The sequence below is a fragment of the Flavobacterium sp. N3904 genome (assembly GCF_025947305.1).
In the GTDB taxonomy this organism is placed as follows: domain Bacteria; phylum Bacteroidota; class Bacteroidia; order Flavobacteriales; family Flavobacteriaceae; genus Flavobacterium.
On record NZ_CP110009.1, the window covers coordinates 1,352,539 to 1,372,193 of the forward strand.

Genomic DNA, 19,655 nt, shown 5'->3' on the forward strand with positions numbered 1-19,655 from the left:
CTGCTGTACACTGTATCTTTTTCTTTTTAAAGGAAAAAGAAAAAGGATGCCGTTTCCATCAGGGCTAGGGCTTTATAACAATCAACAACATTTTCGGAAATCACAAAAAATCCGGATCATAAAAAATAAACACAATGGCAAAAGAAGTAAAATCAGTAGAATACGGATTAGAAAAAATATTCGAAGGAGCGCAAGATTTCCTTCCGCTTTTAGGAACCGATTATGTCGAATTCTACGTAGGCAACGCAAAACAATCGGCACATTATTATAAAACCGCTTTTGGTTATCAATCATTAGCGTATGCCGGACTGGAAACTGGAGTAAAAGACAAAACGTCTTATGTGTTGAAACAAGACAAAATTCGAATCGTTTTGACTACTCCCTTAACGCAGGATTCGCCACTACATGACCATTTAAAAAAACATGGAGACGGAGTGAAAGTTGCCGCTCTTTGGGTTGAAGATGCTAGAAGTGCTTACGAAGAAACTATGAAGCGTGGTGCCCGTTCCTTTATGGAACCAACAGTAGAACAAGATGAATTTGGAGAAGTAGTTCGTTCTGGAATCTATACGTATGGAGAAACTGTTCACATTTTTGTGGAACGAAAAAATTACAACGGTGTTTTCTTGCCAGGCTACAAGGAATGGAAATCGGATTACAATCCGGAGCCAACTGGCCTAAAATACATCGACCACATGGTAGGAAATGTGGGTTGGAACGAAATGAATACTTGGGTAAAATTCTATGAAGATGTTATGGGGTTTGTCAATTTCCTTTCTTTTGATGACAAACAGATTAACACCGAATATTCGGCTTTGATGAGTAAAGTGATGTCAAACGGAAACGGAAGAATCAAATTTCCTATCAACGAACCCGCCGAAGGAAAGAAAAAATCTCAGATCGAAGAGTACTTGGATTTTTATGGAGGGCCAGGAATTCAGCACATTGCCATCGCTACCGACGATATTATAAAAACAGTTTCACAATTAAAAGCAAGAGGAGTTGAGTTTTTATCAGCCCCACCCCATACTTACTATCAGGCTATTCCAGAACGATTGGGAGTGCACATGGAAATGATGAAAGAGGATTTGGCCGAAATCGAAAAACTGGCCATTATGGTTGATGCCGACGAAGATGGTTATTTATTGCAAATTTTCACCAAACCTGTTCAAGATCGTCCTACTTTATTTTTTGAAATTATTCAAAGAATGGGGGCAAAAGGATTTGGTGCAGGGAACTTTAAGGCGCTTTTTGAATCAATAGAACGCGAACAGCAATTACGAGGAACGCTGTAAAATTTTATTTTTATTGCATTATCAAAAAAAATAATAGTTAATTAACCCTTAAAATTGCAAATGTTGTGTTAAACTCGACTTTTCGCTAAGAAAACCTTGATTTATACAATACCTTTGCACTCGCAAATCAGGAAGGGGTGGTTTCCTTCTTAGTTTCATATAAATTTTCATAATTTATAGTTTTTTGGTTAGTTAATAGCATAAAAACTCAGTCATTAGTTTGACTGAGTTTTTTTGTTTTATACATTTGAGGTCATTTTAAATTTAATGTATCGAATCCAATGAAAAAAATCCCGATATTACTGTTATTGGTTCTGATTATGGGTTTCGAAACACAAAAAGAAGAAGCATACTCTGTTGGTGAATTCCTGAAATTTAGAGTGCATTATGGAATTTTAAACGCAGGTTATGCCACCATTGAAGTAAAAGAGGCAACTCTTAACAATCAATCTGTTTACCATGTAATAGGTAAAGGTTTTTCTACAGGTATGACCAAATTCTTTTTTAAAGTTGAAGACGTTTACGAAAGTTATATTGATAAGGATACACGAAATCCGTATAAATTTGTTCGAAAAATTGATGAAGGGGGTTATACCAAAAATCAGGAAGGGTTCTTTAACCAAACCACAAATAAAATAACGGTAAAAGATTATAAGCATAAAACCGAAAAATCATTTGATTTCCCAAAAAACACGCAGGATATTTTATCTTCTTTTTATTATTTAAGAAATTATCCCAATATCAATAAAATCAAACCCGGTGAATCGGTCGTTATAGATATGTTTTTTGACAATGAAACTACAAAATTTAAGTTAAAATTCATAGGGAGAGAAGATATTACAACTAAATTTGGCGTTGTTTCTGCCATGATTTTTAGGCCATTGGTGCAATCTGGACGAATTTTCAAAGAAGAAGAAAGTTTAACGTTATGGATTTCAGATGACTATAATAAAATACCAATTCGTATAAAAGCGAACCTTTTGGTAGGATCTATAAAGGCTGATCTAGAAGAGTATAGGGGATTAAACAATCCGTTTAAAATTAAATCAAAATGACAATAAATGATACTACTGCATCAATTTTGGATGAAATTGATCAAAAATTCCAACAAATTAATCAAAAAACGGACACACACCTTGAAGGATTGCTTTGGTCAAAACCAATAACGTATTGGGATTATATACAAACTGATGCATTATTAAATCTGCAAATCCAAAGAACAACATTGCCTGATGAAATGGTTTTTATCATGTATCATCAAGTCAATGAATTACTTTTCAAAATGATACTTTGGGAAATGCACCAAATCTCTTATGCAGAAAAATTAACAACTGGTTTTTTTACCGAAAGGTTAATGCGAATAAGCCGTTATTTTGATATGCTTACGACATCTTTTGATATTATGGGAGATGGTATGGAAGTGGAGCAGTACATGAAATTTAGAAACACACTAACTCCTGCCAGTGGTTTTCAAAGTGCACAATACAGAATGATAGAAATCGCCTCAACCGATTTAATCAATCTTATCGATTACCGTTTTCGCACGACTATTGACAGAAATACACCTTATGAGCATGCTTTGGATCACATGTATTGGCAGGCAGCTGGAAAAGATCATCAAACTGGAGAGAAGTCTTATTTGTTATTGGAGTTTGAACGCAAATACAAAGCGGCTTTTATCACTCAGATGAAGGAATATAATACCATAAACCTTTGGCAAAAATTCAAACAATTGCCAGATTCAGATAGAGAAAACCCAGAATTGGTAAAAGCCATGCGTCATTACGATCATACCGTAAACGTTACTTGGGTAATGGGACATCTCAATGCTGCTAGAAAATATATTGATAATGGTAAAGGCGACGGTGAAGCTACTGGTGGAAGTGACTGGAAAAAATACATGCATCCAAGATACCAAAGAAGGATTTTCTTTCCGGAATTGTGGAGTGAAGAAGAATTGGCCAATTGGGGAATAGAAAAATAAAGATAAAAGATCGAAGCTTGAAACAAATAATAGTAATTTTAGCAGTACTTTTTTCCGTAATTTCCTGTAATAGAAATGAGGAAATAACAGAAAATCAAGTAATTCCAAAGTCCAAAAAGAGTGATTTTGGTTTTAAATTTTCTGATTTTAATGTCGTTCAAGATTCAGTAAAGTCGGGCGATACATTTGGTAGTATACTGCAAAATCAAAATATTGGCGACAAAAAAGTGTTTGATATCGTGGCACAGGTAAAAGATACTTTTGATGTGCGTACTATTCGAATCAACAAACATTATACACTTCTTAGATCTAAGAATAAAACCAACACTCTGGATTTTTTTATTTACCAACCCGATGCATTAAATTATTATGTGGTCGATTTGCGCGATTCGATTGCTAAAGCCTATAAAAAAACAAAACCTTTAACGCTAAAACGACGTACAATTGGCGGAGTTTTGAAAGGATCTTTATCAGAAACGTTAGAAGCGGCAAATGTTGAAGGAGCTTTGGCCACTAGAATTTCAAAGATTTTTGCGTGGTCAGTCGATTTCTTTAAAGTTAAAAAAGGAGACCGATTTGGGTTGACTTTTACCGAAAGATATATTAATGATTCTATATATGATGGAGTAGATAGTCTGGAAGCTGCTTTTTTTGAATACAAAGGAAAAATTATTTATGCTTTTCCATTTGAACAAAATCCTGGTTCAGGAAAAATGGATTATTATGATGAAGACGGAAAAACTCTCAAGAATTTCTTTCTTAAAACGCCAATTAAATTCAGTCGTATTACCTCTCATTTTACTATGAATCGTTTTCATCCTGTGCAACAAATCTGGAAAGCCCACAAAGGAACCGATTATGCGGCACCAACGGGCACACCAATTTCTACTACAGCTGCTGGAATAGTAGAACAAACTGGATATACAGCCGGTAATGGAAATTTTGTAAAAGTAAAACACAACAGCACCTATTCTACTCAATATTTGCACATGTCTCGAATATTAGTGAGACGCGGACAACATGTTACTCAAGGACAAACTATAGGATTAGTTGGAAGTACAGGACTAGCGACAGGGCCTCACGTATGTTATCGCTTCTGGAAAAACGGAGTTCAGGTTGATGCACTTCGATTGAAATTACCAAGTGGTGAGCCTATGAATGCCAAAAATAAAGAACGCTTTTTGAAGAAAATAGAGCCTTTGAAATTTGAATTGGATAGCGTTTCTAATTTGTAAGGGCATTATTTTTTAAGCTTATTTAAACTTAGTTAATTTTTTCTCGAAATTTTATTTTTAATTGTTATATAACGTACTGATTTTAGTCCAATCAAACTTATTTCAGTAAATTTGCACAATTATAAAAAACTAGAATGAAAATGGCTTTAAACACAATAAACCCAACCGAAACACCTGCTTGGAAAAAATTACAAGCACATTATACTGAAATGCAAAAGGCTTCTATGACAGCAATGTTTAAAGCTGATACTTCAAGAACTGAAAAGTTCCATTTGAAATGGAATGATTTTTTGGTTGATTACTCTAAAAACAGAATTACTCAGGAAACTATTGATTTGTTGCTTGAATTGGCAAACGAAACAGGATTGAAAAATGCAATCTCCGATTATTTTGGAGGAGCCATTATCAATCAGACAGAAAATCGTGCCGTTTTGCATACCGCTTTGCGTGCACCGTCATCAGCTGTTATTAATGTTGATGGTGTTAATGTAATGCCGGAGGTATATGCCGTAAAAAATAAAGTAAAATCGTTTACAAACGAAATAACTTCAGGACAAAGAACAGGATATACCGGAAAACCATTTACTGATATTGTTAATATAGGTATTGGAGGTTCTGATTTGGGACCTGTTATGGCCGTTGAAGCTTTACAATATTATAAAAATCATTTAAATGTACATTTTGCATCGAATGTTGAAGGAGATCATGTACAAGAAATCATAAAAAAATTAAATCCTGAAACAACCTTATTTGTAATTGTTTCTAAAACATTTACGACTCAAGAAACTTTAACGAATTCAGAAACGATTAAAGCTTGGTTTTTAAAATCGGCAAGTCAGGAAGATGTGGCTAAACATTTTGTGGCGGTTTCGACCAATATTGAAAAAGTGACTGAGTTTGGAATTAATCCAGATAATGTATTTCCAATGTGGGATTGGGTTGGGGGACGTTTTTCGTTATGGAGCGCAGTAGGACTTTCAATTAGTTTGGCTGTGGGTTTTGATAATTTCAATGATTTATTAAGTGGTGCCAATGAAATGGATGAGCACTTTAAAACATCAGATTTCGACCAAAATATTCCCGTAACCCTTGCTTTATTGAGCGTTTGGTATAATAATTTCTTTGGTGCCGAAAGTGAAGCATTAATTCCATATACACAATATCTGCAAAAACTGGCTCCTTATTTACAGCAAGGAACTATGGAAAGTAATGGTAAAAGTGTGGGACGTGATGGGAAACCAGTAAATTATGAAACGGGAACCATTATTTGGGGCGAACCGGGAACCAATGCGCAACACGCCTTTTTTCAATTGATTCATCAAGGAACCAAATTGATTCCTTCAGATTTCATTGGATTTGTAAAACCATTATATGGAGATGAAGATCATCATGATAAATTAATGTCTAACTTTTTTGCACAAACGGAAGCTTTGATGAATGGTAAATCCCAAGAACAAGTGCAAGCTGAATTTGACAAACAAGGATTAAGTGCTGACAAAGCAAGTGTTCTTTTGCCATTTAAAGTATTTGCAGGAAACAAACCAACTAATACAATATTGATTCAAAAACTAACGCCAAAATCATTAGGTTCCTTAATTGCGATGTACGAGCACAAAATATTTGTGCAAGGAATTATTTGGAATATCTTTAGTTTTGATCAATGGGGAGTTGAACTTGGTAAGCAATTGGCCAATTCGATACTAGATGAAATTCATACTAAACAAGTTAAAAACCACGATAGTTCTACTCAATTTTTACTAAATTATTTTTTAGAGAACAAATAATTATATTCTTAAAATTGAATTTCCCAAAAAAGCCTTGATTTTTAAAAATTCAAGGCTTTTTTACTTTATAGATATTGAAAAATGTTTGAGAAAAGAAAAAAGAAGTAGTTTCTAGGTCAGCTAATGATGTGAAATTCACATAAATCAAGAAAAAAATTAGATAATTTGATAAAATATTAACCTTCAAATTATAATATGTTTTTTTTTATTTTTTTGTAAAAAAAAAGACCAATTTCTTAAAACTTTCTTAACATAAATCAAATCAAATGTTATAATTTTGCCAAAAATAATCAAACTAACAACAATGAAGAAAATGAAAAATTGGTTACTCTCAGGATTACTGTTTTTAGTAGTTTCGACTGTATTTTCTCAAGGAAAAATTACAGGAGTTATTACTGATGGTGAAGGTTTTTTACCAGGCGCAAATATCTCGATCAAAGGAACATCTGATGGAACTTTGACAGATTATAATGGTAAGTTTACAATTAATACTTCGGTTAAAACTGGACAATTGGTTATTACTTATTTAGGTTTTGACTCGAAAACAGTTTCATTTACAGTTGCAGATGGTGCTACAACAGATTTGGGTGCTATTGTTTTAAAAGGAAATTCGAATGAATTAGACGAAATAGTTATAACCTCTGGTGTAGTTGATATTGCGAAAGACAGAAAAACACCAGTAGCGGTATCTACTATAAAAGCAGCTGAAATACAAGAAAAATTAGGAACATTAGAATTTCCTGAAATTTTGAAAACTACTCCATCTGTTTATGCTACCAAAGGTGGCGGTGGGTATGGTGATTCAAGAATCAATATTCGTGGATTTAGTCAAACTAACGTTGCGGTTATGGTCAATGGGGTTCCAATTAACGATATGGAAAACGGAGCCGTTTTTTGGAGTAACTGGGCAGGTTTATCTGATGTAACTACAGCTATGCAAGTGCAAAGAGGGTTGGGTTCATCAAAACTAGCGATTGCATCAGTTGGTGGAACTATTAATATTATGACCAAGTCTTCCGAAAAGGATGAAGGAGGGTCAGTAGCTACTACTTTTGGTAACGCAAATTATTTCAAATATTTGGCTACCTATTCTACTGGTAGAATGGAAAATGGATTTTCTACTTCTGTATTATTTGGTCAAACTCGAGGAGATGGATATGTAGATGGAACTGAGTTCAGAGAAAGCAATTATTACATTGGAATGGGATATGACACTAAAGACAATAAACATAATTTTCAGTTTTCTATTACAGGAGCACCACAATGGCATAACCAGAGATCTGCATCTCCTACTATTGCTACATATTTAAAATATGGGTCTAATGGAAATCCAGCAACAAGATACAATTCTGATTGGGGTTATTTGAATGGAGAAGAGTTCAACATGAGGAGAAACTTTTACCATAAGCCAATTGCATCTATTAACTGGGATTATAATATAAATGAAACGACCAAACTTTCTACAGTACTTTACGGTTCTTGGGGACGTGGTGGAGGATCTAACGGAACAGGTGGAATTAGAGGAGCTAATTTTTTATCTAACGATTTTAGAACTGCAGACGGTCTAGTGGATTTTGATAAAATTCAAGCGTACAATTCTGGTCAAACTGTTATGATAAACGGAGTTGCTATAACAAGAACTACTACTGGAACAACTGGGTTGTATGAAAATAGTGCTTATAATGGAGCTACAAAAGTTCCACCTACAGCTCCTGCAGGTTCATCTCCTTCTACTTCTGGTATATCAAGAATTTCGTCATTCAATTCTCACGACTGGTATGGAGGTGTTATTGACTTAAATAAAAAATTTAGTAAAAACCTTACTTTTGATATAGGTTTAGATTTAAGAACATATACAGGAATGCACTATCAAAACGTGAATACACTTTTGGGTGGCGATGTGTATGTAGATACTTTTGACGTAAACAATCCTAATAGAACACTTACAGGTACTTATCCAGTAAGTCCAACATGGAATCCTTTTCAAAGTATTTCAAGTGTAGAGAAAATAAATTACTACAATGATGGAGATGTAAACTGGTATGGTGTATTTACACAATTAGAATATTCTCAAGATAATTTAACAGCATTTGTACAAGGGGCTGTTTCTCAACAAGGATTTAAAAGAGTAGATTATTTTAAATATCCAGCCGGTACAGCACTAGCTGATACAGATTTTGAAAATGTATTAGGTGGAAATGTAAAAGGAGGGGCAAATTATAACTTTACAGAGCAACATAATGCGTATGTAAATGCGGGTTATTATTCTAAGCAACCTTTCTTTAATGTTGTATATCCAAATAATGCATCAATAGTAAATCCTTTGTTAGTAAATGAAAAAATTACTGGTGTTGAGGGTGGATATGGTTTCAGATCTAGATATTTTAATGCAAATGTAAATTTATACTATACTTCATGGGCAGACAGATTTCAAAGAAATAACGACAATGCAGCAGATAATCCAGGAGGATATTACGATTTTGCAGGTATTAAAGAAGTACACACTGGTTTTGAATTTGAAGGAAATTCAAAAATATCAGATAAATTAAGAATTAATGCAATGTTCTCAATGGGAGATTGGGAATACAAAGGAAATGTTTTGAGTGAAAGATTCAATGCCCAAAATGAACCAATAGGTGGTGGAAAACCAACAACTTTGTATCTAGATGGTGTTAAAGTAGGTGATGCAGCACAATTAACTGCTTCTTTAGGTGCAACTTACCAAGTGTTAAGAGGTGTTGAAATTGATGCTAATTATAATTATAATGATAATGTATATGCATCAATATCTCCAATAAATTTTACTTCTCCAGATAATAAAGGTTCATTAGAAATACCTGCTTATGGTCTTTTGGACGCAGGATTTTCGTATACAATGTTTGTTGGAAAGGACAAAGACAAAACAGTTTTCTTGAGATTGAATGTAAATAACGTAATGGACAAAGTCTATATTGCTGAGTCTAAAACTAACATTTTTGCAGATGATAATATAGTTCCAAATGATCCGTCAAAAGGAACTTATTCTTCAACAGGAAGAACTTACAATGGTGTAGCAGATGCTAACCAAGTATTCTTTGGTTTTGGAAGAACATGGAACTTTAGCATGCGTTACAATTTCTAAAAAGACAAAATTTTGTAATGAAACCCCATTCTCTTTTTAAGAGTTGGGGTTTTTTTATGACATTTTTGTTTATATTTGTTCAAATTAAAAACTTATTTATGTACAATTTTATTCAAAAATTTCACTCTGGCTGGGCTTATATTGCGCTGTTAGTTCTTGTAATCGCTGTGGTCAATGCTATTATTGGATTGTCTTCAAAAAAAGAATTTACCGCCAAAGACAGAAAAATTGCATTATTTGCTTTAATAGCGATTCATATTCAACTTCTAGTAGGCTTGATTTTGTATTTTGTTTCTCCTCTCGGATTGGATTCTTTTGGACAAATGTCAGATAAAGCATTGCGGTTGACATCTTTGGAGCATCCATTAGTTAATTTAATTGCGATAGCTTTAATTACCGTTGGTTGGTCAAAACATAAAAAATTATCAACAAGTGAATCAAAATTTAAAACCTTCTCAATATTTTACGGACTAGGATTGGTCCTTGTTTTAAGTAGAATTCCTTGGTCGTTGTGGTTTTAAACAATTTATAAAAGTCCTGAAAAGGACTTTTTTTTACCAATAATTTTTTTACAGCTCCAAGTTTCACCTAATAAACTACCAATGAAAAAATTAATTACACTACTCTTTTTACTGGCCAATATTGGTTTAGTAAGCAGTCAAAGTTCTATTATAAACAGCAAAAAATTTACTATTAAAGACACCGTAAAAAAGACCCCTAAAGTTGCGGAACAAGAAATAGAAAAAGTTGAGATTACCCCAGACACTGTAATCGTAGAAACTGGAAAGTTTGTATTCTTCAAAAAAAATGCACATGCCTCTTATTATCACGATAAATTTAATGGAAAAAAAACAGCTAGCGGAAAGAGATTTAACAATTCAAAACTAACGGCTGCACACAGAAAACTCCCTTTTGGAACCATACTTAGAATCACTAATGAAGCCAATGGAAAATCAGTGATTGTTGAAGTAATAGACAGAGGTCCCTTTGCCAGAGGAAGAGAAATAGATTTAAGCAAAAAAGCCTTTATGGATATTACTTCCAACAAAAACAGTGGGGCAGTAATTGTCAAAATTGAAGAATTACGGAAATAATCACCAATTTTTAAACGGATTGTTACTCAAATAAGCATTGTAATATCTTTTGTCATTAGTAACTTCTTCACCCAACCAAATTGGTTTTTCGAAAGAATCTGTTTCATTTTGCAACTCGATTTCGGCCATAATCAACCCTTCGTTTTCACCATAAAACTCATCAATTTCAATAATATGATTGCCCGTTTTGACTTCAAATCGGGTTTTGTCAATTACACCTGTTTCACATAAAAGTAATAGTTTTTCAGCCTCATCAGCAGGAATTTCTTTTTCCCATTCAAAACGGGACAGACCAGATTGATTTGAGATTCCTTTTATAGTCAAAAAACCTTTATTCCCTTTTATACGTACTCTAACGGTTCTTTCGGGAACGGAACTTAGATAGCCTTGTTTTATTCGATTATGGGTAAAAGCTTCTTCCTTGAATGCATCCGAAGTGACCAAAAATTTTCTTTCTATTTCTATCATTTTCATAAAACTATTTCATAAACTTTAGGAGCTAATTCCAGCTTTACACTATATCTTTCCTTGCCTAAAGGAGGCAAGAAAAGGATGTCGTTCCAATCTGGGCTAGTCAGTACATCAAAGATATTCATTTATTTTTTTAACAGTTCAGTCGTTCCATTTTTTTCAAAACGTTTCTAAATTTGTAGCATGCTCGAATTGCCTCCACATAGAAAAATCATACACATCGACATGGATGCTTTCTATGCTTCAGTAGAGCAGATGGATGATCCGGAGTTGCGTGGAAAGCCCATAGCAGTAGGTGGTGCCGAAAATCGGGGAGTCGTTTCGGCAGCCAGTTATGAAGCGAGAAAATTTGGAGTTCGCAGCGCCTTAAGTGGAGCTTTGGCCAAAAAATATTGCCCGGAACTCATTTTTGTACGCCCTCGTTTTGATCGTTACAAGGAAATCTCCAAAAAAATTCACAAGATATTCCGCGATTACACCGATTTGGTAGAGCCTCTTTCATTAGACGAAGCGTATCTAGATGTTACTAAAAACAAAAAAGGTAATCCCAGCGCCAGTTTATTGGCACAAGAAATAAGAGCAAGAATATTTAGCGAAGTTGGACTAACGGCTTCGGCTGGAATTTCGGTCAATAAGTTTGTTGCTAAAATCGCGAGCGATTACAACAAACCCAACGGTCAAAAAACGGTCAATCCAGACGAAGTTATTTCTTTTTTGGAGCAATTGCCCATTCAAAAATTCTATGGAGTCGGTAAGGTCACTGCCGAAAAAATGTTTCAACTTGGAATTTTTACTGGTTTAGATCTTAAAACTAAACCAGTCGAGTTTCTTGAAAAACATTTTGGAAAATCCGGTGGTTTCTATTACAACGTGGTTCGAGGCATTCACAACAGTGAAGTAAAATCAAACCGGATTACAAAATCTGTAGCAGCAGAACATACTTTTGATGTCAATCTTTCTTCTGAAATATTCATGATTGAAAAACTCGAAAAAATAGCGATGGAACTGGAACGTCGTTTAAAAAAACATCAAATTTCCGGCAAAACGATTACATTAAAAATCAAGTACAGTGATTTTACCCAACAGACCAGAAGCAAAACAATGCCTTATTTTATTTCGGATAAAGCATTGATTTTGGAAACAGTCAGGGAATTATTATTTCAAGAAAAAATGAAAGAATCGGTGCGGCTACTTGGAATATCTCTGAGCAATTTAAATACCGAAATAAAAAAAACTATAGTGGTACAACTCAAATTTGATTTTTGATTTTGTAAATCTGACGTTCAACAATAGTTAAACCAGCATGAATATTGGTATCTTCATTGGATTGTTATTACATTTGGATTTTAAAAATAGAATTATGACAACTTCAATTGACAAGAAAAAGAGTAAAACTGAATATTTTGGCTTTTCAAAAAAAAATAATATTCCATTAATTTCTTGGGGATTGAGTTCAACATTTCACGTAGAAATTAAAAATATCATTTCGGATGTTCATAAAATATCGAATCTCGCCCATAAAAAAAAGTGGAAAAATACAGATTGGAATTTTAAAATTAAATTGGAAGAAAAAGTAATCCTCATTACAGATGCCAAATTAAACATTGTTTTTGCATCCCATAACATGCATAAAATGAATGGCTATTCTGAAAAAGAAGTTCTAGGTGAAAGTCCAAAAATGTTTCAGGGAAAAGAAACCGTTGCGCAAACTTCACGAGAAATTAGCGAGGCTATTGCACTCCAAAAACCATTTGTAAAACAAGTTTTAAATTACAAAAAAACAGGAGAGCTGTATTATTGCAATATTGAAGGTTTTCCAATTTTTAATAAAAAAGGAGAGTTGGTCAATTTTATCGCATTTGAACAGGCAGCATAAGTTATTAAAAAAAATAATTTTGGCTATTTTTAAAGTTATTGTTGCTGCTGCTCAATATAACTTATTTGTTCCTTTATTTCTTGAGGTATTTCTCCTTGCATTACATCATTTATTTCCTCATAATGCCTACCGTCTTCATAACGGATAGATACAGAAACTGATAAGGTTTGTCTTGCAATGCCTTTAAAAGTTCCTTTTATTGGGGTGCAATCGTGAAAATTTCGCCCTACTGCTAATTTTACATGATTGCCCATTGTCCAAATATTATTGGTAGGATCCAGACCTAGCCAACCTTGATTGGGAGTATAGATTTCGACCCAGGCATGTGTGGCACCTTCGCCTCTTAAACCCGTTGTGAAGGGACAAATATAGCCGCTTACATATCTTGACGGAATACCGGCCGTACGTAAAAGTTGCAATAATACATTGGCAAAATCTTGACAAACGCCTTTTTTAATTTCTAGAATTTCATCAATTGTGGTCTCAATATTTGTAATTCCTTTGGTATATGTAAAGTTGGTAAATATATATTGATTGCATAATTGCGCAATTTCTATAATGGGTTTGTTTGCAATATCCAGTTCTTTTAAAACAGCCTCTATTTCATTTTGTTTTAGAATCGTCTCTGGGTAGCAAAGCCTTAATAATGTTATATTCTTATTTTTTTCTACTTCCAGATCTTGAATAGTTGTATTGTCTATATTGGGAATTTTAAGAGAATGATTGACACGAACCAACATATTTGACTCTATGATCATTTCCTGATGAGACTCCAAATTGTTAAAATTAGCAACACGATTACCGTAATAGTCTTGATGATAATCTACTTCTGGATCACTAGTAATCACGAGTTTGTATTCAAGAACATCCTGATTGTCAAAATTATGTGGAAACAAACGTATTTCGTTTATGCTCTCTTTTATAGGCCAATTGTATTGATACTTTGTAGTGTGAACTATTTTAAATACTGCCATAGGATACTAGGTGTAGGAGAAAAATAATTTTGAAAAATCGATAGAAAACTGATTCAGTTGTGTTTTTGTGTTTTCTAGAACTTCTTCTAATTGTTTGTCTGTTAAGTGTTGATAATCGGTAAAGGCTATATAGCTTTTTAATCTCCCAAATTGATTGTATAATGTTCTGGCCTCACTTAGTTCATTGTCTTTTACCAGACAATCCAAATATTTATTAATTAAATCAAGAGTATAAATTACAGAATGAGCAAAATCGCGATTAAAAATGACATGTTGAACTATTTTCCTGTTGTGTTTAAGGTTGCTATAGCTTTTTAGATACAATTCATAACCGGATAATGATAGCAATAATCTGCGCCAATACATTACGTCTTCATTTCCATCCAAATTATAATTTATCGGTGCATAATACGATTGTGTCATAGATATCGTTTGCAAGCACCGTTCTATAAGTTTTCCTATATTCGAAAAGCTCCAACCTAATCCTCTAGGCATGGTTACGTGAGAAATTCCATTATAAAGCAAGAGATCTTTGTTGAGTTTGTTAACAATATTTAAGGCATCTGACGTTTCTAGTTTTTTTGGTAGCTCGGGAGAATTCATATAATGATACAACGAATTGATATGTTCCCAAAGTTCTTTGGTTATTTTGTCTTGGGAACCTCTGGCATTTTCTCTGGCTTTTATTACCAGATTTTTTACCGAATTGTGATTCAAACTATCACAAATAATGTATTTGAGCACAAAGTTGGTATCATACTGCACCTCATTTATTTGATCGTAGGTTAAATCAGTATAATATTTTAGCAAAGGTTTGTATCCTTGACAATCATCATCTGTTTCTTTGTCAAATGACAGAATGTAACTTGTATTGAGAGTAAGTAACATTCCATCAGTTCTTTCCATATATCTGTTGAGCCAAAACATTCCGTCTGCAACTCGACTTAGCATATTTGCTTTCATCTACTTCAATTTATAAATTTTAAAAAAGCTTTTTTATTAGCAACAGAATAATTGTAACATTTTCTGCCAAAATTATGTACTGCGTCAGTTCGCAAAAACTCGTGTGGGCGTGACCCTGTTGAAAAAAGAGGCTTACTTGTAGTGACGCTTATACAGCCCCTTTCCTCAACAGGGTCGGGCTATCAAGAGCGCATGGCGCCTTGCTTTATCCCTCACGCAATCCCATAAATCGCCATCTCGTAATATATACAAGTTCACAACGATTGAAAAGAGGGACCTAAATAATGCTCTATTTTAGCATTTGAATATAATAGGTTCTACAATGGTTTCTATTATTGACTCGATGATAGGAGCCTGAGATTCTGTGTATTTGTTGAGTAAAAACATCCCGTTTGTAACTCCACTTAGCATAGTTGTTTTCATTTGAATTGATTTTAAAAATTGATATTAATAGATTTTGATTTTATTTATAAATCGCTTGATTAAATTTTCTTCTGTTTCACTGTTTGGTTTTTCCAAAATAGGTTCCTCAACAGTTTTAATTGACTTTATTTTTTCTTTTTTTGGTTTAATTTCGATATTTGAATCTAAATTGGGTATTTCAGGTTCTGCTGATATTGTTATTTTTTCGATTACGGTTTCGTTTGAAATCTCTTCTTTAGGTTCAGTTGGTTTCGCTTCGTTTAAATGGTCTAAAACCATTTCTGGTAAAAAGGCAAACATAGGGTTGTCGTTTTTTTCTGTGTTTATTGTCTTTGTTTTCATTTTGATTCATTTTAATATTAAAATGAAATTACTTTATGATCCAAGTGTCTTTGCTTCCTCCTCCTTGAGAAGAGTTGACGACCAATGAACCTTCTGTTAGCGCGACTCGAGTCAGTCCGCCAGGCACTATTTCTACTCCATTGGGTCCACATAAAGCATAAGGTCTTAGATCTACATGGCGTAATTTCAATTGGCCATCAATTAAGCAGGGAACTGTACTGAGTTGAATAATAGGTTGTGCGATAAAATTTCTGGGATTGGCTAGAATGGCAATTTTTCCATTTTCAAGTTCTTCTTGGGTAGCTTTGTTTCCCATAATCATTCCGTAACCACCACTCCCATTGGTTTCTTTGATTACCATATTTTCCATATCGGCAAATACCAATTCTCTTTCTTCTTTATTTTCCATTTGGTATGTTGGAACATTTTTAAGTATAGGTTCTTCGTTAAGGTAATATTTTATCATATCTGGCACATACGCATAGACTGCTTTGTCATCGGCAACACCATTTCCAACGGCGTTTACCAAGGCTACATTGCCGTGGCGATAAGCGCTAATCAGTCCAGGAACACCCAATGTGCTTTCAGGTTTAAAAACCAACGGATCCAAATAATCGTCGTCCAAACGTCGGTAAATAACATCAACTTGTTGCAAGCCCGAAGTGGTTTTCATATATACTTTATTATTGTTGACCGTCAAGTCTCTTCCTTCTACTAGCGGAATTCCCATTTGGCGAGCCAAAAAAGTGTGCTCATAATAAGCCGAATTATAAACGCCCGGTGTGAGCAAAACCACGTTAGGATTGGATACATTTCGAGGGGATAACGAAACCAAGATATTGTGAAATATCATCGGGTAGTTTCCTACCATGCTCACTTTATTGGAAGTAAGCATATCTGGAAAAATTCGTTTGGTGATTTCCCGATTCTCCAACATATAACTCACACCGCTGGGACATCGTAGGTTGTCTTCAAGAACGTAAAATTCACCTTTTGCTCCTCGAATCAAATCGATTCCGGCAATGTGGACATGAATATTATGAGGTACTTTTATTCCGTGAACTTCCTGTATATAGTGGGGACATGACGCCACTAATGCAGCAGGAATTATTCCGTCTTTTATAATTTGTTGTCCATTATAAACATCTTCCAAAAACAGATTTAGTGCTTTTAAACGTTGTTTGATTCCAGTTTCTACTTCGCTCCATTCTGCTTTTGTAATGATTCTGGGAATAATATCAAATGGAAAAATTCTTTCTATTCCTTGATTATTATCACTATAAACCGTAAATGTTATACCCTGATTCATAAATAAATCTGAAGCCTGGATTTGTTTGTCATTTAGACTTTCTGGATTTAAATTTTGTAATGATTGAAGGACTTGAGCGTAGGAATCTCTTACCCCTTCATTTGAGAACATCTCATCCCATCCCTTTGGGTTTAGTTTTGGTATCAATTTCATCATATTTCTCGGTATCAAATAATTAATATTTCGGTTTAATATGAGCTTTCTGGGCTGTATTTTAAACTAAATTATTAAATTATTATCACTGAAATCAACAATGATGTGATTATTTGATAATTTATATGACTTTCTTTTTTAGCGAATCTTTTTTTAATAATTCTAATTTTTTTTATTGAATTTTTTTTCGATTCCGCATTCGATAAATTGATATTTTGGAGACACTCTTATCTAAGTATGTGTATCTTTCCGTTTGAGAGTGTGTTTTTTAAAGAGGTTGGAGCGTTAAGTCAATAGTCCAGATTTGGATATTTCGAATGAAAAAAAATTATAACAAAAAAAAGACCATCATCTCTGATAGTCTTTTTTAATAATGCTCCCTCTCTTGGGCTCGAACCAAGGACCCTCTGATTAACAGTCAGATGCTCTAACCAACTGAGCTAAGAAGGAAAGTGTATTCACTTTTGAAGCGGTGCAAAGATATACTTTTATTTGAATGTACCAAATAATTTTTTTAGTTTTAATAAAACCTTTTGAGGTATTGAATTTACTGTGTTTTAAGTAAAAAAAGGCAGTCAGAAATGATTGTGTTTTTGATAATACTGCCCTTTTAAGTAAAATATTTTGTCCAAATGCAATGATTTAAATACGTACTATTGTGTAAATTAAAGGATTGTCTTTTTTGTTGTGTGAATTCAATTCTTAGTGATTGAAATCCCCTTACAAATTAGTATTCATAAATTGCATAACCCCAAGGGTTCATTTTCCATTCTTTGGAGCTTAGAGTCTCTTCATTTTCTTTAAACACATTATGTACTTTTCCTGTCAAAGTCACGTCTTTGATGGATACAGCCTGCTCACTTGCCGAAAAATTAAGAATCACCAAGACTTTTTTATTTCCTTTTTCTCGCACATAAGCATAAATTGCTTTATCGTCGCCGAGATGTATTTTTTTAAAAGAGGCATTAGCTGCAAGAGCTTCATTTCTTGTTCTTAAATCAAGTAATGTTTTGTAAAACTTTTCTCTTTGAAAGTTTTTAAACGTTATCGGATCTTTTTCAAAAAATTCTAATGGTCTTAAAAGAGGCTCTTCTTGTCCGCTGTAAATTAGGGGAACGCTGTTTTTCATAGTTTGTGTAAAAACGGCAAACGGCGCATGGATAATTCCCGGAAAAGTTCCAAAATCAGCATGATTCCAACTATTTTCATCATGATTGCTTGTGAAATACATTTGAATCGTATTCTTTGGATACAAAATTTCATTTTCATTATTGATGCTGTCCAATGCCAATGCAGATTTTTCACCTTTGGCTACTTTCTCCATCATTTTGAACATGTGCCAAGGATATACCGCATCAAACCCGCTTTTAGGAAGATAAGTGCTGTCACCTTCGGCAAGCATGAAAATGTTTTTCATTTTTTTTAATTCAGGAATCGATTTGCGCCAAAAACCAGCTGGTACATTCCATGCAACATCGCATCGAAATCCGTCTATATTGGCATCTTCAATCCAGTATTTCATAGCGCGAACCATACTGTCCTGCAATACAGGATTCTTATAGTTCAATTGTCTGGTATCTGCCCAATCAAAGGCAACTGCTGGTTTGCCGGAGCTGTCTTTTACAAAGAAATCCGGATGTTGCGTAATCCATCGATGATCTGCTCCTGTATGATTGGGAACCCAATCTATTAATACTTTCATTCCCTTGTCATGAATAGTCTGAACCAATTTCTTAAAGTCATCCATTGTTCCGAATTCAGGATTAATTGCAGTATAATCGGAGACGGCGTAATAACTTCCCAACGTACCTTTTCGATCCAATTTACTGATAGGATTAATTGGCATAAACCAAATGGTTTGTACGCCCATCGCTTTTAATCGGTCGAGGTGTTTGGCAAAAGCATTAAAAGTCCCTTCGGGTGTATATTGCCGAACGTTTACCTCATAAATATTGCCTTGCATAATCCAGGCAGGATGACCGTCTATTTGATTGTTATCGTTATTTGCTGATTTGTTTTGGCAGCAGGTCAAAGAAAAAGTCAATGCAACAAATAGAAGAAGAATAGGATTTTTTTTCATAGTGTTGAAAATTAAGTATTGAAATAAGTTTATATTTTGGAAGTGCTATAGTTTAAGCAACACGAAATGCTTTTCTATAAAGTACACAAACTTTCGGACTACCAATTTAGTGATTTATTAAATAAACTTGAAATAAAAAGGAAATTAATGTCTTAATCGTCAAGTTGTTTTGGTGATATAAGACATCGAATTTCTAGAAGGAAATCTTGATTTGAATCCCAAGCAACTTATTTTGAGTTCTATTTATAATTGGGGCATGACCAGAATCCCGATAGCTATCGGGAAGGCTGTCCATTATATCTTTTTTTTTCTTAAAGAAGGAAAAGAAAAGGATGTCATTTCTATCCCTCATGCAATTTCGTTTTCAGACGGGCTTGTGAGTAATTCTTAAATTTTGAAGGAATTTTTGAGTTTTGCGGACTATAGATTGTAAACACAGTTCATAATTATAGATATATAGCAAAAAAAGACTATCATTTCTGATAGTCTTTCTGCTTATTGCTCCTCCCGATAACTATCGGGACTTGGGCTCGAACCAACCCCGATAGCTA

The 19,655-nt window shown here is 34.0% G+C and carries 17 protein-coding genes and 1 tRNA gene; 10 read left to right on the forward strand and 8 right to left on the reverse strand.

What is annotated here, in order from left to right; translation table 11 throughout:
- Nucleotides 1-134: 134 nt before the first annotated feature.
- From hppD to OLM57_RS05545, 8 genes are all read left to right on the forward strand, one after another.
- Nucleotides 135-1,295 carry a 4-hydroxyphenylpyruvate dioxygenase gene (gene hppD, locus OLM57_RS05510; RefSeq protein ID WP_264566239.1) on the forward strand — a complete coding sequence of 387 codons (1,161 nt, stop codon included), beginning with the start codon at nucleotides 135-137 and terminating at the stop codon, nucleotides 1,293-1,295.
- Nucleotides 1,296-1,576: 281 nt separating this feature from the next.
- On the forward strand, nucleotides 1,577-2,350 hold the full coding sequence (locus tag OLM57_RS05515) for a DUF3108 domain-containing protein (RefSeq protein WP_264566240.1): 774 nt from the start codon (nucleotides 1,577-1,579) through the stop codon (nucleotides 2,348-2,350).
- A complete protein-coding gene (locus tag OLM57_RS05520) occupies nucleotides 2,347-3,279 on the forward strand; it encodes a tryptophan 2,3-dioxygenase family protein (protein WP_264566241.1) in 933 nt (310 codons plus the stop codon). Before OLM57_RS05515 ends, OLM57_RS05520 begins: the two co-directional genes overlap by 4 nt.
- A 17-nt stretch (nucleotides 3,280-3,296) precedes the next feature.
- Nucleotides 3,297-4,514, forward strand: coding sequence for a M23 family metallopeptidase (locus OLM57_RS05525; RefSeq protein ID WP_264566242.1), 1,218 nt, complete (start codon nucleotides 3,297-3,299; stop codon nucleotides 4,512-4,514).
- Between the two features lie 140 nt (nucleotides 4,515-4,654).
- Nucleotides 4,655-6,298 carry a glucose-6-phosphate isomerase gene (pgi, locus tag OLM57_RS05530; protein ID WP_264566243.1) on the forward strand — a complete coding sequence of 548 codons (1,644 nt, stop codon included), beginning with the start codon at nucleotides 4,655-4,657 and terminating at the stop codon, nucleotides 6,296-6,298.
- A 304-nt stretch (nucleotides 6,299-6,602) separates the two neighbouring features.
- Nucleotides 6,603-9,419, forward strand: coding sequence for a TonB-dependent receptor (locus OLM57_RS05535; protein WP_264566244.1), 2,817 nt, complete (start codon nucleotides 6,603-6,605; stop codon nucleotides 9,417-9,419).
- 98 nt (nucleotides 9,420-9,517) lie between these two features.
- On the forward strand, nucleotides 9,518-9,940 hold the full coding sequence (locus OLM57_RS05540) for a hypothetical protein (protein ID WP_264566245.1): 423 nt from the start codon (nucleotides 9,518-9,520) through the stop codon (nucleotides 9,938-9,940).
- A gap of 81 nt (nucleotides 9,941-10,021) precedes the next feature.
- On the forward strand, nucleotides 10,022-10,513 hold the full coding sequence (locus OLM57_RS05545; protein ID WP_264566246.1) for a septal ring lytic transglycosylase RlpA family protein: 492 nt from the start codon (nucleotides 10,022-10,024) through the stop codon (nucleotides 10,511-10,513).
- Here the strand turns inward: OLM57_RS05545 and OLM57_RS05550 are convergent, their stop codons facing one another.
- On the reverse strand, nucleotides 10,514-10,981 hold the full coding sequence (locus OLM57_RS05550; protein WP_264566952.1) for a CYTH domain-containing protein: 468 nt from the start codon (nucleotides 10,979-10,981) through the stop codon (nucleotides 10,514-10,516).
- Nucleotides 10,982-11,167: 186 nt separating this feature from the next.
- Here OLM57_RS05550 and dinB point away from each other — a divergent pair, with 186 nt between their 5' ends.
- Together dinB and OLM57_RS05560 are read left to right on the forward strand one after the other, a co-directional pair.
- Entirely contained in the window at nucleotides 11,168-12,250 is a 1,083-nt protein-coding gene (gene dinB, locus OLM57_RS05555; RefSeq protein WP_264566247.1) for a DNA polymerase IV, read from the forward strand.
- Nucleotides 12,251-12,344: 94 nt separating this feature from the next.
- Entirely contained in the window at nucleotides 12,345-12,860 is a 516-nt protein-coding gene (locus OLM57_RS05560) for a PAS domain-containing protein (protein ID WP_264566248.1), read from the forward strand.
- A gap of 35 nt (nucleotides 12,861-12,895) precedes the next feature.
- Here the strand turns inward: OLM57_RS05560 and OLM57_RS05565 are convergent, their stop codons facing one another.
- The 7 genes from OLM57_RS05565 to OLM57_RS05595 form a co-directional block, all read right to left on the reverse strand.
- Complete coding sequence (locus OLM57_RS05565; RefSeq protein ID WP_264566249.1) at nucleotides 12,896-13,834, reverse strand: transglutaminase family protein; 939 nt, start codon at nucleotides 13,832-13,834, stop codon at nucleotides 12,896-12,898.
- A 6-nt stretch (nucleotides 13,835-13,840) separates the two neighbouring features.
- Nucleotides 13,841-14,797 carry an alpha-E domain-containing protein gene (locus OLM57_RS05570; RefSeq protein ID WP_264566250.1) on the reverse strand — a complete coding sequence of 319 codons (957 nt, stop codon included), beginning with the start codon at nucleotides 14,795-14,797 and terminating at the stop codon, nucleotides 13,841-13,843.
- Nucleotides 14,798-15,091: 294 nt separating this feature from the next.
- Entirely contained in the window at nucleotides 15,092-15,220 is a 129-nt protein-coding gene (locus OLM57_RS05575) for a hypothetical protein (protein ID WP_264566251.1), read from the reverse strand.
- Nucleotides 15,221-15,244: 24 nt separating this feature from the next.
- On the reverse strand, nucleotides 15,245-15,562 hold the full coding sequence (locus OLM57_RS05580; protein WP_264566252.1) for a hypothetical protein: 318 nt from the start codon (nucleotides 15,560-15,562) through the stop codon (nucleotides 15,245-15,247).
- 28 nt (nucleotides 15,563-15,590) lie between these two features.
- Entirely contained in the window at nucleotides 15,591-17,027 is a 1,437-nt protein-coding gene (locus OLM57_RS05585) for a circularly permuted type 2 ATP-grasp protein (RefSeq protein WP_264566253.1), read from the reverse strand.
- A 373-nt stretch (nucleotides 17,028-17,400) separates the two neighbouring features.
- Nucleotides 17,401-17,474, reverse strand: a tRNA-Asn gene (locus OLM57_RS05590).
- 277 nt (nucleotides 17,475-17,751) lie between these two features.
- Entirely contained in the window at nucleotides 17,752-19,104 is a 1,353-nt protein-coding gene (locus tag OLM57_RS05595; protein WP_264566254.1) for an alpha-amylase family glycosyl hydrolase, read from the reverse strand.
- Nucleotides 19,105-19,655: the final 551 nt, after the last annotated feature.

Bases quoted from the DNA above. Each gene is read 5' to 3' on its own strand.
- hppD (WP_264566239.1), top strand. From the start codon at position 135: ATGGCAAAAGAAGTAAAATCAGTAGAATACGGATTAGAAAAAATATTC.
- OLM57_RS05515 (WP_264566240.1), top strand. From the start codon at position 1,577: ATGAAAAAAATCCCGATATTACTGTTATTGGTTCTGATTATGGGTTTC.
- OLM57_RS05520 (WP_264566241.1), top strand. From the start codon at position 2,347: ATGACAATAAATGATACTACTGCATCAATTTTGGATGAAATTGATCAA.
- pgi (WP_264566243.1), top strand. From the start codon at position 4,655: ATGGCTTTAAACACAATAAACCCAACCGAAACACCTGCTTGGAAAAAA.
- OLM57_RS05535 (WP_264566244.1), top strand. From the start codon at position 6,603: ATGAAGAAAATGAAAAATTGGTTACTCTCAGGATTACTGTTTTTAGTA.
- OLM57_RS05540 (WP_264566245.1), top strand. From the start codon at position 9,518: ATGTACAATTTTATTCAAAAATTTCACTCTGGCTGGGCTTATATTGCG.
- OLM57_RS05545 (WP_264566246.1), top strand. From the start codon at position 10,022: ATGAAAAAATTAATTACACTACTCTTTTTACTGGCCAATATTGGTTTA.
- OLM57_RS05550 (WP_264566952.1), bottom strand. From the start codon at position 10,981: ATGATAGAAATAGAAAGAAAATTTTTGGTCACTTCGGATGCATTCAAG.
- dinB (WP_264566247.1), top strand. From the start codon at position 11,168: ATGCTCGAATTGCCTCCACATAGAAAAATCATACACATCGACATGGAT.
- OLM57_RS05560 (WP_264566248.1), top strand. From the start codon at position 12,345: ATGACAACTTCAATTGACAAGAAAAAGAGTAAAACTGAATATTTTGGC.
- OLM57_RS05565 (WP_264566249.1), bottom strand. From the start codon at position 13,834: ATGGCAGTATTTAAAATAGTTCACACTACAAAGTATCAATACAATTGG.
- OLM57_RS05570 (WP_264566250.1), bottom strand. From the start codon at position 14,797: ATGAAAGCAAATATGCTAAGTCGAGTTGCAGACGGAATGTTTTGGCTC.
- OLM57_RS05575 (WP_264566251.1), bottom strand. From the start codon at position 15,220: ATGAAAACAACTATGCTAAGTGGAGTTACAAACGGGATGTTTTTACTC.
- OLM57_RS05580 (WP_264566252.1), bottom strand. From the start codon at position 15,562: ATGAAAACAAAGACAATAAACACAGAAAAAAACGACAACCCTATGTTT.
- OLM57_RS05585 (WP_264566253.1), bottom strand. From the start codon at position 17,027: ATGATGAAATTGATACCAAAACTAAACCCAAAGGGATGGGATGAGATG.
- OLM57_RS05595 (WP_264566254.1), bottom strand. From the start codon at position 19,104: ATGAAAAAAAATCCTATTCTTCTTCTATTTGTTGCATTGACTTTTTCT.